We start from the raw sequence: 15,049 nt of genomic DNA on the forward strand, positions 1-15,049 counted from the left end.
GACTCGCTGTAGCATGCAGTGTGTTGAGGGAGTCCGGCGTTACTCGTAGTTCGAGGGCGCGACCTTCTCGCGCTCGGTCTGGAGCCTGTCGTCGGGCAGTGCGAAGTAGTCGTTCCCGCGGACGAACGTCTCCTGGCCGAAGTCGCTCAGCAGGAAGTTGATGAACGCCGCCTCCTTGCGCGAGGTGTCCTGCCACGTGTAGGCGTGGAGGTCGCGGGACAGCGGGTACTCCTGGGCACCCAGGTTCTTCCCGTACTCGTAGAGCGTGCCGTCGATCTCCAGGCCGACCGGCGGAGTCGCGCCGTCGGGCTCGACGAACGCCAGCGCGATGTAGGAGATGGCGTTGTCGGCCTGGCCGATCGCCTGCTGGAGCTGCTGGTTCTGGCCGTAGCGCTGGTCCGGGCTGATCGAGGCGTCTGGATCGCCGTAGACGTTCTGCCGGAACGCGGTGTCGGTCCCGGAGCCCTCGGCCCGCCCGAGCGCGAGGATCTCGCGGTCCGGGCCGCCGACCTCGCTCCAGTTGGTGATCTCCTGCCGGTAGATCCCCTCGAGTTCCGCCAGCGTGATCTGCTCGACGCCGGCGTCCCGGACTTCCCGGCTGACGACGATGGGCTGGCCGTCGACGCCGACGACGTGGTCGACGAAGTCATCGAGGGTGCTCTGGTCGGCGTCGGACAGCTCGGCGGCGGCACTGGCGGAGGCGTCGCCGATGTCGACTCGCCCCTCCATGACGCCCTCGATGCCGGTCCCGGAGTGCGAGAGGGCGACGCTCGCCCGCAACGGCGGGTTCGAGCGCTCGCCGGTCGGCTCGTAGCCGTACTGCTGGGCGAAGAAGTCCGCCAGGCGCATGTCGGTGTCGTACTCCTCGCTGGCCCACGACTCCGGCCAGTAGTCCCCGTCGCCGGCCTCGGGGTTGGAGTTCCAGTAGCTCGCGCCCGTGTTCGTGATTGGGAACACCGTCGACGAACCGTCGGCGGTCAGGACGCTCGTGTCCGTCCCGCCGGATCCACCGCTCTCGGTCCCGCCGCCGGCGTCACCGCCGTCGCCGGACGCCGTCGAACCGCCGTCCTCCGTTGCGTCGCTGCTCCCGTCGCTCTGTCCGGAACACCCCGCCACTGTGCCGGCGCCGAGAGCACCGGTCGTCGCGATGAACTTTCGCCGCGATACCAGGCCGGACGGCCGCTCGCTGTCGCGTGCCATCGAGTGAAGAGGGGCAGGTGTAAACTAAACGGGTTTATAATAGGGGTATCCCCTGATACGTACCACTCCGGTCCGACTGTAGGCCACCGTAGCCGACATAGCCGTACTTGTTACTATATAGCCTCTTTACGTGCGAAAAGATGGCACGGGTCGGCTGCGGCGGACTGCGATGGACTGCGGCGGCCGGCTACCGCGCCCGATGCACGTCGTCCAGCCGGTCGACCGTCGGCGCGTTGACGATGGTCACCGTCTGCCCGCTCCGGCGCACCCGGAAGGCGTCGCCGAAGGGGTCGGATTCAGGGAGCCGATAGATCCCGTCGCGGGGCTGACTGCTGGCCCGCTCCGCCAGAATCGAGGTGTACGCCTCGCGGAACTCGCGAGCGTCCCGTTCCGTGTCCCACTCGGTCCGCCAGACGTAGGCGCCGACGCCGGACTCGTTGCGGTAGGGCACCACGCTGTCTCCGGCCCAGCCGGCCGAGGCGTTTGCGCGGTACAGGAACCACTCCTCCGGGCTGACGGCCCCGTGGTCGTACAGCATGGCGAAGATGGAGGCCTCGCCGACGGTGTCGGCCTCGGGGTCGTGGTCCAACCGCTCCCACGAATCGCCCGAGCGGTCGGGCACGGTGACGTTCACGGGGTCCTCCCCGGGATACTTCTCGGGGTGGATCACCTGCTCGGTGCTCTCCGGGACGTCCCCGTAGAGTCCGTCGACGGCCTCCCAGCCGCCGTCCTCGCGTGCCTGGTGGACGAACCGCGGTCCCGTGGCGTAGGGCTGGTAGATGGTGACGAAGACCCCGTCCTCGGGGCTGCCGCCGCTGGCGTTGCCGCCGTCGGCCGTGGGCCGATCGACGCACGTCCAGCGGTCGCCACAGCGCTGCTCGTAGAGGATCCGGACGTAGTTGGCCTCGCCCTCGGTGACGCTCTGGCGGGCCAGCTGCTGGTCCTGAGTCTCGGGCGTGGCGTTGAGCCGGTCGCGCTGGTCCTGCAGCGCGTGGACCAGTTCGTGGGCCAGCGTCGCCCGGTCGATGGTCGGCGTCTCGCTGTCGGAGACGATGACAATGCTGTCGTTGGCGGGCGCGTAGTACCCCTGGACGGAGCTGTTGCGCGTCCCGCCCAGCGCCTCGCCGGACGTGCTGTTCTCGCCGACGAGCAACAGCGCCTCCCAGACCTGGTCGTTCCAGGGGTTCTCCTGGCGGACGCCGCCCCCGCCCGCCGACCGGTTGCGGTACTCGGCGCGGGAGATTACTTCGAGGGAGACGTTCCCCCGGAACTCCTGGTCGCGGACCTGCTCGACGCGGGCCTTGGTCCGGGCGAGCAGCGCCGCCTGCTCGCTCTCGTTGAGGCCGTCGCCCGGCGTGACGGCGATCGACTCGTCGTACCAGTAGCCGCCCTCCCAGCCGATCTGGTCCTCGCCGGGGTCCTCCATGAACGGATGGTCCGGCGCGGGGAGGCCCGAACAGCCGGCCAGCAGCGCCAGCACCGCCGCGGCCGCGAGCAGCGACTTACGCATGGACCGCCTCCAGGTCGCTCCGGGTCGGCGCGTTGACTACCGTCACCGCGTCGCCGTCCCGCCGTATCTCGATAGCGTCCTCGTACGGACCGTCCTCGATCACCCACACGCCGTCGTCGACCTGCGTCCCGCCCCAGTGTTCGACCACGTCCCCCCAGCCGGCGGCGAACTCGGCGGCCTCGGACTCGTTCGCCCAGGCCGTCCGCCAGACGTAGGCCGATTCGTCGCCGCGCTCGTAGACGCGCATCCGCCCGCCGGTCCAGCCGTCGGCCGCGGGCAGGTGGTAGTTGTACGGGTCCGCCCGGTCGACGGAGCCGTCGCCGCCGTAGTTGATGATCTGCCGGGGCCCGACGACGCCGCTGTCGTCGTACTCGTCGGCCACCGTGTACGCCAGCCCGGCCGCGATGGCCGACTGACCCAGCACCGCGTGGTCGGGCCGGTCGGCGGGCCGGACGCGCTCCCAGCCGTCGCTCGCGCCGTCCTCGATCGTGACGTTCGCCGGTTCCCACTCGGGGTAGCGGTCCGGGTAGATCACTTCGGTCGACCCGTCGGGGTGCTCGTCGTAGGCGTCGTTCACCCGCTCCCAGCCGCCCTCGTCGTGCAGCGCGGCGACGAACTGCCCGCCGTCGCCGTAGGGGAAGTACATGAGGAAGTTGATCCCGAAGTGGCTGTCGCCGCCGCCACCGCCGGCGTCCGACGCGGCCGGGAGGCACTCCCAGGACTCGCCGCAGCGCTCGGTGTAGCGCCGCTGGGTGAACGAGGCGTCCCCCTCGATCAGCCCGTTGCGCCCCTGATAGGCGTCCCGGGTCGCGACGTCGTCGTCCGAGAGGTTGTAGTGCTGGTCCTGCAGCGCGTGGACCAGTTCGTGGGCCAGCGTCCCCTCGCCGTCCAGCCGGGGCGTCTCGCTGTCGGAGACGATGACGATGGCCCCCTCGGCGGGGTCGTAGTACCCCAGGACGCTCTCACTCAGCGTCCGTTCCTGCGTGGCTACCGAGTCCTCGCCCTCGCCGACCAGGAACATGGCCTCGAACTTCGCGTTGTCGAAGCGCCGGAACGACTCCGTGCGGTCCCGGCTCGACTCGTTGCGGTACTCCTCGCGGGTGATCACCTCGACGGGTACCGACTCCCGAAACTCCAGCCCGCGGACGTGCTCTACCCGGGCCATCGCCCGGGCGACCACCGCCTCCCGCTCGCTCTCGTTGAGGCCGTCCGCGGTGGTGATCGAGAGGCTCTCGTCGTGCCGGTAGCCGTTCTCGTACCCCAGGGCGTCGTCGGAGGCCCCTGCGTCGCTCTCGGTCGTGCTCGCGTCGACCCCGGTCTCCGTCGCCGTCGGCTCCCCGCCCAGACCGGGTGCCTGACAGCCAGCGAGGACCAGTAGAACTGCGCACAGGGCGGCGCGGTACATGTCCGGTCCGTAGTCGTCCGCACTCAAAAAGGGCCCGCAGTGGGGCAACGCTGTTGTGAGTCGATAGCATAGCTCCGGACGCCATGGAACTCGACCCCGACAGCACCGCTGTGGCGGTGGTGGACATGCAGAACGGCTTCTGTCACCCCGACGGGAGCCTCTACGCCCCCGGCAGCGAGGAGGCCATCGAGCCCTGCGTCGAACTCGTCGACCGGGCGCGCGAGGCCGGGGCCGTCGTCGTCTTCACCCGCGACGTCCACCCGCCCGAGCAGTTCGCGGACGCACACTACTACGACGAGTTCGAGCGCTGGGGCGAGCACGTCCTCGAGGGCTCCTGGGAGGCCGAACTCGTCGACGAACTGGCCCCCCGCGAGGAGGACCTGGTCGTCGTCAAGCACACCTACGACGCCTTCCACGAGACCCAGCTCGAGGGGTGGCTCGACGCCCACGGTATCGACGACCTCGTCTTCTGCGGCACGCTCGCGAACGTCTGCGTGCTCCACACCGCCGGCAGCGCCGGCCTCCGTGACTACCGGCCCGTTCTCGTCGAGGACGCTATCGGCGCCATCGAGGACGACCACCGCGAGTACGCCCTGGACCACGCCGAGTGGCTGTTCGGCGAGGTGACGGCGCTCGACGACGTCGCGTTCGCCTGACCGGATTCGCTCCGCCGGTCTCGCGTCGAATCACCGCCGCTCGACCGTCACGGCCACGTCCTCGCCGACCGCGAGGTCCACGGCCTCGCCGACGACCTTGATCCCGAACCGGTCGCGAGCGCAGAACAGCGCCAGGCCCGTGACGGGGCCGCCGTTCGCGTACACCTGCACGTCCGACCAGGTCACGTTCCGACCGGTCGCTTCTCCCACCGTCGTCCCGGCGACGACCACCGGCCCGCTCTCACCGCCTACCAGCCCGCCGCCGTCGTAGTGCGGCAGTCCCCCGTCGACGACGCCCGGACCCGCGCCGTTGGCCAGCCCGACGAACCGCTCGCCCGCCGCGGGATGGGCCGGCGAGTCCAGGCGGGCCCACGTCTCGTCGGCCTCGACGACCGTCCCGCTACCGTCCCAGTCGAGCGCCTCGACGTCCGCGCCGACCGCCAGCGGCACCGACCCGGACGCGCGATAGGGGTCCGCGTCCGGGTCGCGGAACTCCAGGTGCAGGTGGTCCGGGACCCAGGGAGCGAAGAAGCCCGCCCTGATCGACGGCCCGAGCGGGTCGCCGACCGTCACACGATCGCCGACGTCGACGGTCGGATCGACGTGCATGAGCCGCGCCGTCCACTCGCCGGCGTCCACCAGCACGAGGTAGTCGTGCTCCGGCGCGTAGGGTTTCGGCGGTGCCCGCACGCGCCGGACGTCCAGCACTTCCCCGGCGACCGGCGATGGCACCGGCTCGCCCGGTTCGTGGTAGAGGTCGATCGCCCGCCCCTCGTCGTGGGCGGCGAACGGCGAGTTGTACAGCGAGAACCGCCGGTACCGCGCCAGGACGTCGGCGGACAGCGTGACGGCCATCGCCGTTCCTTGGGCGGACGCGGGCATGTGCCTGTCGTCCGAGGTTTCAAGGAGGGGGACGGGACCACCACCGCCGTGCTGTGAGGACCGCCGCGACGGGCTCCGCGGGAGCGCGACGCCGCCCGTCGCGGGACGACCGCTCTGCGACGGGAGCGCCGGCGTCGCCTGCTCGCCTTTTTGCCCGAGGAGCCCCATCGCCCGGCCATGCGCGTCCTCCGCGGTCGGGCCGCCGATCCAGAGCGGGACTTCGAGCGGACCCGGGAGATGGCAGTCCGGACTGCCGAGACTGGCGAGCCCGCGCTGCGCGCCTGGCGACCCCACCGGCAGGTCGCCTTCGGCCGCCGCGACGCCCGCAGCGACGGCTACGACCTCGCCCGCGGCATCGCACGCAACCGCGGCTACGTCCCGCTCGAACGCGAGGTCGGCGGGCGGGCCGTCGCGTACACCGGCTCGACGGTGGCGTTCGCGCTGGCCCGCCCCGCCGACGACCGCTCCGGCATCCGGGACCGCTACGCCGACGCGACAGACCGCCTGCGGGCGGCGCTGGCCGACCTCGGCGTCGACGCCGACGAAGGAGAACCTCCCGACTCCTTCTGTCCGGGAACGCACTCGCTGCGGGCGGACGGGAAGATCGCCGGGCTGGCCCAGCGCGTTCGACAGGACGTGGCGCTCGTCGCCGGCGTCGTCGTGGTCGCGGACCGCGAGGAGATCGCCGCCGTCCTCGACCCCGTCTACGACGCCCTGGACGTCCCGTTCGATCCGGACAGCGTCGGGAGCGTCGCCGCGGCGGGCAGTCCCTCCGACCCCGACGCGATCATCGACGCCCTGATCCGCGCCTTCGTCCCGGACGACTACCGCGTCGAGCGCATTCGGGAGACTTAGGGCCACCGCCCGAGGAGCGCCTGTATGCTCTTCCGGAACGCGACCCTCGCGGACGGGCGCGAGCGCGACGTCCGCGTCGACGGCGAGACCGTCGCCGCCGTCGGCGAGGACCTCCAGGCCGACGGCGACGAGCGCGTGATCGACGCCGCGGGCAAGCGCCTCCTCCCGGGGATGATCGACGCGCACGTCCACTTCCGCCAGCCGGGCTTCCCGCACAAGGAGACCTGGGCCACCGGCTCCCGGTCCGCCGCCGCCGGCGGGGTCACCACGGTGGTCGACCAGCCCAACACCGACCCGCCGACGGTCGACCCCGCGGCCTTCGACGAGAAGGTCGACCTCGCCGGCGAGTCGCTGGTCGACTTCGGGATCAACGGCGGCGTCACGGCCGACTGGGACCCCGACCTTCTGGACCGCCCGCTCTTCGCGCTCGGCGAGGTGTTCCTCGCCGACTCGACCGGCGACATGGGCATCGAGGCCGACCTCTTCGAGTCCGCGCTGGAGGCGGCGACCGAGCGCGACGTGACCGTCACGGTCCACGCCGAGGACGCCGACGAGTTCGATCAGGGCGCCACGTCCCGGGACGACGCCGACGCCTGGAGCGCCTACCGCACGGCGGAGGCCGAGTCGGTCGCCGTCGAGCGCGCCTGCGAGGTCGCTGCCGACCTCGGCGCGACGATCCACGTCGCTCACACCTCGACGCCGGAGGGGGTCGACCGCGCCGCCGACGCCGGGATGACTTGCGAGGTCACCCCGCACCACCTCCTGCTCTCGCGCGAGGACCTGGACGAGCTAGGCACGTTCGGCCGGATGAACCCGCCGCTCCGGAGCGAGGAGCGTCGGGCGGCCGTCTACGAGCGGGTCGCCGACGGGACGGTCGACGTGATCGCCACCGATCACGCTCCCCACACGCGCGAGGAGAAGGACGCCTCCATCTGGGAGGCCCCGTCCGGCGTGCCGGGCGTCGAGACGGCGCTCCCCCTGTTGCTCGCCGAGGCGGTCGACGAGGACAGCCCGCTCACGTTCGAGCGCGTGCGCGACCTCACCGCCGCGAACCCCGCCGACGTCTTCGACCTGCCGTCGAAGGGCCGGATCGAGGAAGGCCGGGACGCCGACCTCGTGCTCGTCGACCCCGACGACGGCCGGAAGATACGCGGCGACACCCTCCACTCGAAGGTGGACTGGACGCCCTTCGAGGGATTCGACGGCGTCTTCCCCGAGCTGACGCTGGTCCGCGGGTCCGTCGCCTACTGGCGGGAGTCCGACGGCGAGGAGCGGTTCGGCGACGCGCGGGGCCGGAACGTCCGGCCGGAGTAGCCCTACGGGCGCTACACGGGACGCTGCGCCGGTTCACAGGCCCAACTGTTTTGACGGCTGAGTGTCACGTTACGCGTGATGAGCGACGACTCCGGTCCCTTCGACGGCGACGGCTGGGAGCGTGTGATGGAGGACGTCCACGCGATGGCCGAGGACTACCGGGCGGACGGTCGGCTGGTCGTCGCCTGCCATCCCGACGCCGTGACCGCGGTCGTCGGCGAGGAGGACGACGAGCAGGGGCGAGCGGGGCTGGACGTGCTGGTGCCGGACGACGAGTACGAGGCGGTCCGCGACGTCCTCGGCGGACGCTCCATCGACCGGGTCGACGTCTACCGCGCACCGGACGACGAGCGGATCTACCTCCTGCTCGCCGCGGAGTGCGCCGACGGCTGTGCGGTGTTGCTTCCCGCGTACTACGACCGTGACGACCGCGACCGCCTCGAGCGCGCGGCAGCGGAGCGCGGCCTCGCCGCGTACGTCCGCCGACTGGCCGCGGACGAGGTCGTCGAGATCGACCTCGCCGACCCCTCGCTGCTCTTTCCCGACTGACGCCGGGCCGGCCCCTGGCGCGCTCCCGGCGGTGCTGCTCCCAGTCCCGGGCGACGTGACCAGCGACCGGTTCGGCGGCGAGGAGACCGCCGTCGTCTACGCCTCGCCGTCCAGGTCGTGCCCGCAGTGGGGGCACTCGTCGTGGCGCAGCTCCGCGGAGTGCTCGCGGACCTCCCGCATGACCTCGGAGATGCGGTCCTCGGCGTCCAGCTCCTCCTCGACGCTGAGCTCGACGCCCTCGACCTCCAGGAGGAACTTGGCGACCTCCGTGGACTCGTACATCACGTCGTCGAGCTCCTCGGCGGTGAAGAAGTCGCACATCGCACCGTAGAGGAAGGTCGCGCCGGCCTTGCGGACCTTCTCCTCGAAGGCGGCCCGCGCCTGGTTGACGGCCTGGGGCGTGTACGTGTCGGTCATGAACGGGACCAGCTCCGGCAGGTTCTCGCCGATCTTGGTCATCTCGACGCCGGTCTCTGTCCGGAAGTCCGCACAGAGGCGCGCGATGGCCCACTCGCGGGCGGTGACGTAGGTGCGCTCGCGGAGGAACTCGTTGGCGCGGTCGTAGGTCCCGCCCTCGATCTTCTTGAAGCGGTCGTACTTCCGGACGTCAGCAGGCACAGCCTGCTGTGACTCGTCGTCTTGCGACGACTCACCGTCGCCAGGCACAGCCTGACGGGCAGACGAATCCGCATCGGCGGATTCGTCGACGTCTGCCGGAACGTCCCTCTCGGCCGCCTCGTCCTCGGTGGGGGTGACCTCGTCGTCGGAGAGTTCGTCACCGCCGACGCCCGCTCCGGTACTCTCGTCGCCCGCGTCGGATCGCTCTTCGTCTGTCCCGTCCGTCTCCGGCGACGCGCCGTCGGTCATGGCCGTCCCTGCGTTCTGGGGGCGAAAAAGCGTGTCGGCACGCTCGGGCGTGGCGAGCACGGATTCGGGGCGAACGGCGTGAATTTCGCTCGGTCCGGTCGAGTTGTGCGAGGTAAGGCTCGACGGACAAACGAAGTGAGTCCGTCGGCGGTGAGTGGCTTTTTGACGGCCGCCCTCTTTGGCTCGCTCATGAAGGTGTTACTCGGCGTCGGGGGCAGTCGTCTCTCCTACGAGGCCCTCGAGACGTCGATCGACCGTGCGCGCGAGGCCGGCGACGACCTCACTGTGGCGGTGTTCGCCAACGAGGAGGTCGACGCCGACGACGACGAGGTCGAACAGCGAGTCCGGGAGATCCTCGACGAGGCCGACTTCGAGGCGACGATCCGTCACCTCGACGGCGAGCCGGGCCCGCAGCTCGTTGAGATCGCCGGTCGCGAGGACTACGACCGCATCGTGCTGGGGAGCGGCCAGCGCAGCACGCTCGGCAAGATCCAGCTGGGATCGATCGCCGAGTTCGTGCTGCTGAACGCGCAGACCCCGGTGACGCTCGTGCGATGATGCGCGACTACCCCGACGAGCCGGCGGGCTCGTTCCCCGAGCCCCCGCGGACGTTCACCGACCGCGAGAGTCGGACCGTCCGCGTCGAGGTGTCCGGCGAGGACGACCGGGAGGCGCTCGTCGACATGTACGTCGACTTCGCCCCCGAGGACCGCGCCCAGGGTATCCCGCCGAGCCGCGAGTCCGCCATCCGGCGCTGGCTGGACGACATCCTCGCCGAGGGGTGCCTGAACGTGATCGCCTGGCACGGCGACGACGCCGTCGGCCACGCCACGCTCGTCCCGGACGAGCACGACGCCTACGAGCTGGCCATCTTCGTCCTCGCGGAGTACCAGGGCGCCTCCATCGGCACGGAGCTGGTCGAGACGCTGCTGGGCCACGGCGCGGCCGAGGGCATCGAGCGCGTCTGGCTCACCGTCGAGCGCTGGAACGACCCCGCTATCGCCCTCTACAAGAAAGTGGGATTCGAGACGACCGACAGCGAGCGCTTCGAGCTGGAGATGGCGATCCGCCTACACTGAGAGCACCGGCTGGCTGGCGTACTCGATGACGTACAGCGCGGCCTTGCCGATGGCCTCGTCCGGGTCCGTGCTGGGCGACTCGCGCGGGACCACCACGAAATCGGCGTCGATCTCCTCGGCCACGTCGAGGATCACACTCCCCGGCGACTGCGCCAGCCGCCGCTGCGAGAACCCGGCGGCAGTGGAGTACGTCAGCCCTGTCCCGTTGCCGTCGATCCGTTCCCGGACGCCGTCGGCGAAGCCTCTGTGTTCGCTGGCGACCGACTCGGCGTCGACGTTCCCCGCGTCGATCGCCTCCACCAGCGTCTCGTCCAGCACGAACAGCAGGTGCATGTCCGCCCCGTAGGCGTCCGCGACCGCGAGCGCGTACTCCACCGCCCGCTCCGACCGGTCGCTGCCGTCCACGGGCGCGAGCACGAGGTCGACCTCCATCGACCGTGACTGGGTTCGGCCCCCGCAAAAATCCTCCGGGCCGAGCGGCGGTGCCGCGGCTTTATTGCGCGGGCCCGGATAGTACCACGCATGTTCGAGACGGTACTCATCGCCACGGACGGCTCGGCGAGCGCGGAGCGCGCCGTCCGGGCCGCCGTGGACCTGGCGGAGCGGTTCGAGGCGACGGTCCACGCGCTGTACGTCGTCGACTCGGGCGACGTCGCGGCGACGCCGGACGACGTCCGCGAGGACTTCGAGCGCGCGCTGGCGACGGAGGGCGGCAAGGCGCTGACCTTCGTCCGCGAGGCCGCCGCCGACGATCCGGACCCGGCGTCCGAGACGGTGGTCACGGCGATCAGAGAGGGCGATCCGACCAGCGAGATCTGCGCCTACGCCGAGGGGATCGACGCGGACGTGATCGTCACGGGGACCCGCGGCCGCCACGGCGAGCACGGCTACCTCCTGGGCAGCGTCGCCGAGGGCGTCGTCCGGCGGGCGGAGCCGCCGGTGCTGACCGTCCGGCAACTGGAGGGCGCAGCGGCGGACGGCGAGGCGTAGCGACCAGCGACCGCGGTGGCGCACCCGGACCGCGACGTTCTTTGACCGCGGGGTTCAGGTCCGGGTATGGACGACTGGCTCATCGACGACGACCGCCTCTCGCTGGAACGGAAGTCGATTCTGCCCGGCGAGGGCTTCTTCGTCCCCGACTCGCTGGAGGAGGACCGACAGGAACAGGAGGTCGCCGAGGAACTCGACGGTGCCGGCACCGTGGTGGTCGCCGACCCCGACGCCGACGGCCTGGCCTGCACCGCGCTGGTGCGGGAGGCCTACGGCGAGGGCGCGCTCGTCCCCGCCGGCCCCCACGAACTCGAAGAGACCCTCGAGTGGGTCGCAGAGTACGCCGAGACGGGCGCGACGGTCGTCGTCTGCGACCTCGCGCCCGACAGCGAAGACGACGTCGCGGCGCTGCCCGACCTGGTCGCCCGGGTCGAGGACGTCCGCTGGTACGACCACCACCAGTGGGAGGACGACCTCGCCGCGCTGGTCGACGAGGCCGGCGTCGAGCGCGTCGTCGGCGACAGCGACGAGGTCTGCACCGCCGACGTCGTCCACGGGGAACTCGACTACGACTTCCCCGACCGCTTCCGGGAACTGGCCGAAGTCACCCGCGACCACGATCTCTGGATCCGCGAGGACGAGCGCAGCGACGACCTGGCGGACTTCTCCTACTGGTCGGAGCCCGAGGAGTACATCGAGGCCGTTCTCGAACACGGGCCCGACCTCTCGGCTGAGATCCACGAGTACCTCGCCGAGAAGCGCGTCGAGAAGGAGGCCCTCATCGAGAAGGCCGTCGAGCGCGCCGAGCTGCGCGAGGTCGGCCCCTGGACGGTCGGGGTCACCTACGGCCGCTGCTCGCAGAACGAGGTCGCCGAGGAACTCCGCAAGCAGGGCGCCGACGCCGCCGTCATCGTCAAGCCCGCCGGCTCCGCGTCCATCCGCGGCACCGAGACCTTCGAGCGCTGCCACGAGGTCGCCCGGCAAGTCTCCGGCGGCGGTCACCCCCGCGCCGCCGGGTGCAAGCCCGACGTCTACGACGACATGCTCGACTACGCCCACCACTGGAGCACGCGGGGGGCGGTGGCCAAGCAGGCCATCGTGGACGCGTTCCGGCGGCTGGAGGTCGAGGGAGAGGATGAAGGCGGGGCGGGCGACAAAACAGAGTAGCGTTCTCCGCGGGATTTCTCAGATACAGACGGGAACTGTTACACCAGTTCGGTGTGAGACAGCAGACGAATGGCCACTCCGCTCTGGTACCCGTCCGTCGAGGACGTCCTCGACATCCACGAGGACATCGTCTCGGAGTATCCAGATACGAGTCCGGGCGTTCGGAACCGCGGAGACATCGAGTTGCATTGGGCTACGTCGAGGAGGGTAGTTTCGGGTCCGTTCCCGAAACGATCCACGAGAAGGCCTTCCACTTGCTTCGATTCCTCGTTGCCGACCATCCATTCGTGGACGGGAACAAACGCACCGCTCTCAACACTGTGTCCGTCTTCTACCGCCTCAACGGATATCAGCTCGAGTACGACGACGAGATCATAGATATTCTGAAGCAGTTCGGGACGGACGAGGCGACCGTAGACGAGGAGCGGATCCTCGCATATCTCCGATCGAACTCGCGACCGATAGACCTGAACGACGAGATCTCGAACTATCGCGAGGAACTGATCCATTACGGACTCGAGGAAATGACCGACGAGACGTCCGACCCGAACGATTAACGGGTCTCAGGGCCAAGGGACACCCATGGCGACCGAAGGGGGGACGAGCGACGGGACACCGCTCGACGACGTGATGGAGGACATACGGCAGGAAATCGTTTCCCGAGTGGCCGAGACAGACCGGGAGGAGCACCGCGACATCTACGACGCTCTCGCAGACGAGTAACCCATCGTCGACGCCTTCCGGCGGCTGGACTTCGAGGAAGACGAGGGAGTCGAGGGCGAGGACGGCGACGCCGCCTGACGTGACCGTTATCTAGGACAAGATTCATCCTCACCGCATTCGATCCTCCCGACAGATTGCGATGCCGCTGCTCGCCCTCCACTCGCCTCTCCCCTCGCGGAACCGCGTCGTGTCGCGCTTGCTTCAGGCCGCCGCGGTCGCCGCGACGCTGGCGGTCCTCTCTGACTCGCTGCGCTCCGCTGCCCTCTCCGCCGCCGGCTTCCTCGCCCTGCTGCTAGCTGGAGACGTCGCCGAGGCGGTCGTCGGCGACTACGCGGACCACGTCCTGCTGGGCGCGCTCACCCTCGGATTCATCGGATTCGTGGCGGCCGGTGCGGGGGCGGTCTGGTTCGTCGCCGGGGGCGGCTTCGTCGGCGGCTGGCTCCTACTCGACGGCGTCCAGCACCTCCGACACGGCGTGACCCGCGACGAGGTGACCGTCGCCTACGAGCACGAGGGCGGCGTTCTCACCGGCATCGCTCGCGCGCTAGTCGAGCGGCTGCTGGCGCCGATCAGACTCGAATCGTAGAACGCGCGTGCGCGACGGCCGCTACTCGTCGCCGACGACCCACTTCTCGGAGTAGCGCTCGCCGCAGGTGCAGACGCCGTAGGCGTGGATCACGTCGCCCTCGGCGTAGACGCCGCCGACCTCCTCGTTTCGCTCCTCGGCGAACGCGAAGACGAACTTCGCAGCGTGGTCGCCGTCGGGGTCGTCCTCGCTCGCCGGGCAGACGCCGCCGGTGAGGTCCCGGCTGATCTCGCCGTCGGTCTGCATCGCCTCGCGGGCGAGTCCCATCGGGTCGATGCCGGTCGCCGACTGGAACGCGCTGCGGCCGGAGTCGCCCTCGACGACGAGGACGACGCCGTCCTCGACCTGCTCGGCGTAGTCGTCCAGCGCCGAGAGGTTGCCGACCGCGTCCTCGTGGAGGAAGAAGGCGACGTCATCGACGCGCTCGCCGGCCAGGAACTCCTCGCGCTTGCTCATACCTGCGGAGAAGCGGTCGCTCCGGATAAGCCCCCCGATGGCCGGCGAGCGACCGTCGGAACTACGTCCGCGGCCGTCGACGCCGTGCCCGTGCCCAGGGAGCACGACAAACTGGTCCGGGACGGGATTCCCGAGATGATCAGAGAGGACGGGGAGGAACCGGTGACACACGCCGTCGAGGGCGGGGCCTACCGAGAGCGCCTCCGGGAGAAACTCGACGAGGAGGTCGCGGAGTACCACGAGAGCGAGGATCCCGAGGAACTGGCCGACGTGCTGGAAGTCGTCGCGGCGCTCGCGGGGGCGCATGACCTCGCAGAGGACGAACTGGAAGCGATGCGGGAAGCGAAGGCCGACGAGCGGGGCCGCTTCGAGGACGGAATCGTCCTCGAGGCCGTCCGCGAGTGATCGGCCCGGCCGCCGAAACAGCGCGCGAGCGGTCGCTCCGGATACGTTCCACTCCCGGTCCAGAATAGTAGGATATCCAACAGTACTTGCCCGTCGCCGCCCTACCTCCGGACGCAATGAGCACGAGAGACAACGGCTTCGGCCCGTTCGGACAGTTCTCGCTGGCCGGGTTCCTGATCATGGGACTGCTGGCCATCATCGACGCGGCGGCGATCGCCCCGTGGCCGCTGTCGCCGTCACTGACTGCGATAATCGCGCTCCTCGCGGGGATCGGCGCGGCCGCGCTGTGGTTCGGCCACGACCCCACCGCGAGCGAACGAGCGCGGGCAGACGTGGAGCGGTAAACGGAAGCCGGCATCCGCGAGCGCGGAGCACTCGCGGTTCGCTTCTCGCGAGCGAAGCGAG

At 70.3% G+C, this 15,049-nt stretch carries 20 protein-coding genes; 13 read left to right on the forward strand and 7 right to left on the reverse strand.

Annotated elements, in window-relative coordinates; genetic code table 11:
* Positions 1-39 precede the first annotated feature (39 nt).
* The 3 genes from LCY71_RS10590 to LCY71_RS10600 all read right to left on the reverse strand — a co-directional run bounded on the left by LCY71_RS10590 (position 40) and on the right by LCY71_RS10600 (position 4,115).
* A complete protein-coding gene (locus LCY71_RS10590; RefSeq protein ID WP_225333113.1) occupies positions 40-1,200 on the reverse strand; it encodes a substrate-binding domain-containing protein in 1,161 nt (386 codons plus the stop codon).
* 187 nt (positions 1,201-1,387) lie between these two features.
* Entirely contained in the window at positions 1,388-2,710 is a 1,323-nt protein-coding gene (locus LCY71_RS10595; protein ID WP_225333114.1) for an Hvo_1808 family surface protein, read from the reverse strand.
* A complete protein-coding gene (locus tag LCY71_RS10600; protein ID WP_225333115.1) occupies positions 2,703-4,115 on the reverse strand; it encodes an Hvo_1808 family surface protein in 1,413 nt (470 codons plus the stop codon). The genes LCY71_RS10595 and LCY71_RS10600 overlap by 8 nt, the downstream gene beginning before the upstream one ends.
* Positions 4,116-4,198: 83 nt before the next feature.
* Here LCY71_RS10600 and LCY71_RS10605 point away from each other — a divergent pair, with 83 nt between their 5' ends.
* Positions 4,199-4,771: a cysteine hydrolase family protein gene (locus LCY71_RS10605; protein ID WP_225333116.1), complete on the forward strand. Its 573-nt coding sequence runs from the start codon at positions 4,199-4,201 to the stop codon at positions 4,769-4,771.
* A gap of 30 nt (positions 4,772-4,801) precedes the next feature.
* Here LCY71_RS10605 and LCY71_RS10610 read toward each other — a convergent pair whose 3' ends face one another.
* The gene (locus LCY71_RS10610) at positions 4,802-5,626 is read right to left on the reverse strand and encodes a DUF8155 domain-containing protein (RefSeq protein WP_225335906.1); all 825 of its coding nucleotides are present in this window, start codon (positions 5,624-5,626) and stop codon (positions 4,802-4,804) included.
* 204 nt (positions 5,627-5,830) lie between these two features.
* Between LCY71_RS10610 and LCY71_RS10615 the strand changes: the two genes are divergently transcribed.
* From LCY71_RS10615 to LCY71_RS10625, 3 genes are all read left to right on the forward strand, one after another.
* Positions 5,831-6,508 (forward strand): lipoyl protein ligase domain-containing protein, encoded by a 678-nt coding sequence (locus LCY71_RS10615; protein WP_225333117.1) that lies wholly within the window; start codon positions 5,831-5,833, stop codon positions 6,506-6,508.
* A 24-nt stretch (positions 6,509-6,532) separates the two neighbouring features.
* Positions 6,533-7,822 carry a dihydroorotase gene (locus LCY71_RS10620; protein ID WP_225333118.1) on the forward strand — a complete coding sequence of 430 codons (1,290 nt, stop codon included), beginning with the start codon at positions 6,533-6,535 and terminating at the stop codon, positions 7,820-7,822.
* A 78-nt stretch (positions 7,823-7,900) separates the two neighbouring features.
* The gene (locus LCY71_RS10625) at positions 7,901-8,371 is read left to right on the forward strand and encodes a DUF7529 family protein (RefSeq protein ID WP_225333119.1); all 471 of its coding nucleotides are present in this window, start codon (positions 7,901-7,903) and stop codon (positions 8,369-8,371) included.
* 96 nt (positions 8,372-8,467) lie between these two features.
* Here the strand turns inward: LCY71_RS10625 and LCY71_RS10630 are convergent, their stop codons facing one another.
* Complete coding sequence (locus LCY71_RS10630; protein WP_225333120.1) at positions 8,468-9,238, reverse strand: DUF5806 family protein; 771 nt, start codon at positions 9,236-9,238, stop codon at positions 8,468-8,470.
* Positions 9,239-9,427: 189 nt separating this feature from the next.
* Here LCY71_RS10630 and LCY71_RS10635 point away from each other — a divergent pair, with 189 nt between their 5' ends.
* Positions 9,428-9,796, forward strand: a complete 369-nt coding sequence (locus LCY71_RS10635) for a universal stress protein (RefSeq protein WP_225333121.1) — start codon at positions 9,428-9,430, stop codon at positions 9,794-9,796.
* Positions 9,793-10,317, forward strand: coding sequence for a GNAT family N-acetyltransferase (locus LCY71_RS10640; RefSeq protein WP_225333122.1), 525 nt, complete (start codon positions 9,793-9,795; stop codon positions 10,315-10,317). Before LCY71_RS10635 ends, LCY71_RS10640 begins: the two co-directional genes overlap by 4 nt.
* On the opposite strand, the gene LCY71_RS10645 is transcribed toward LCY71_RS10640, so the two are convergent.
* Positions 10,309-10,749: a universal stress protein gene (locus tag LCY71_RS10645; protein WP_225333123.1), complete on the reverse strand. Its 441-nt coding sequence runs from the start codon at positions 10,747-10,749 to the stop codon at positions 10,309-10,311. The genes LCY71_RS10640 and LCY71_RS10645 overlap by 9 nt on opposite strands.
* A 90-nt stretch (positions 10,750-10,839) precedes the next feature.
* Between LCY71_RS10645 and LCY71_RS10650 the strand changes: the two genes are divergently transcribed.
* The 5 genes from LCY71_RS10650 (at position 10,840) to LCY71_RS10670 (ending at position 13,783) form a co-directional block, all read left to right on the forward strand.
* Positions 10,840-11,307, forward strand: coding sequence for a universal stress protein (locus LCY71_RS10650; RefSeq protein ID WP_225333124.1), 468 nt, complete (start codon positions 10,840-10,842; stop codon positions 11,305-11,307).
* Positions 11,308-11,373: 66 nt separating this feature from the next.
* Complete coding sequence (locus LCY71_RS10655) at positions 11,374-12,474, forward strand: DHH family phosphoesterase (RefSeq protein ID WP_225333125.1); 1,101 nt, start codon at positions 11,374-11,376, stop codon at positions 12,472-12,474.
* 188 nt (positions 12,475-12,662) lie between these two features.
* Complete coding sequence (locus tag LCY71_RS10660) at positions 12,663-13,031, forward strand: type II toxin-antitoxin system death-on-curing family toxin (RefSeq protein ID WP_373325128.1); 369 nt, start codon at positions 12,663-12,665, stop codon at positions 13,029-13,031.
* A 25-nt stretch (positions 13,032-13,056) separates the two neighbouring features.
* Positions 13,057-13,197, forward strand: a complete 141-nt coding sequence (locus tag LCY71_RS10665) for a hypothetical protein (protein ID WP_225333127.1) — start codon at positions 13,057-13,059, stop codon at positions 13,195-13,197.
* A gap of 139 nt (positions 13,198-13,336) precedes the next feature.
* Entirely contained in the window at positions 13,337-13,783 is a 447-nt protein-coding gene (locus LCY71_RS10670) for a hypothetical protein (RefSeq protein WP_225333128.1), read from the forward strand.
* Between the two features lie 21 nt (positions 13,784-13,804).
* Here LCY71_RS10670 and LCY71_RS10675 read toward each other — a convergent pair whose 3' ends face one another.
* Positions 13,805-14,239 carry a DUF5807 family protein gene (locus LCY71_RS10675; RefSeq protein ID WP_225333129.1) on the reverse strand — a complete coding sequence of 145 codons (435 nt, stop codon included), beginning with the start codon at positions 14,237-14,239 and terminating at the stop codon, positions 13,805-13,807.
* 90 nt (positions 14,240-14,329) lie between these two features.
* On the opposite strand from LCY71_RS10675, the gene LCY71_RS10680 reads away from it, so the two are divergent.
* Both LCY71_RS10680 and LCY71_RS10685 read left to right on the forward strand, forming a co-directional pair.
* The gene (locus tag LCY71_RS10680; RefSeq protein ID WP_373325166.1) at positions 14,330-14,644 is read left to right on the forward strand and encodes a hypothetical protein; all 315 of its coding nucleotides are present in this window, start codon (positions 14,330-14,332) and stop codon (positions 14,642-14,644) included.
* A gap of 116 nt (positions 14,645-14,760) precedes the next feature.
* Positions 14,761-14,988, forward strand: coding sequence for a hypothetical protein (locus LCY71_RS10685; protein WP_225333131.1), 228 nt, complete (start codon positions 14,761-14,763; stop codon positions 14,986-14,988).
* Positions 14,989-15,049 lie beyond the last annotated feature (61 nt).

Source organism: Halomicrobium urmianum (assembly GCF_020217425.1).
In the GTDB taxonomy this organism is placed as follows: domain Archaea; phylum Halobacteriota; class Halobacteria; order Halobacteriales; family Haloarculaceae; genus Halomicrobium; species Halomicrobium urmianum.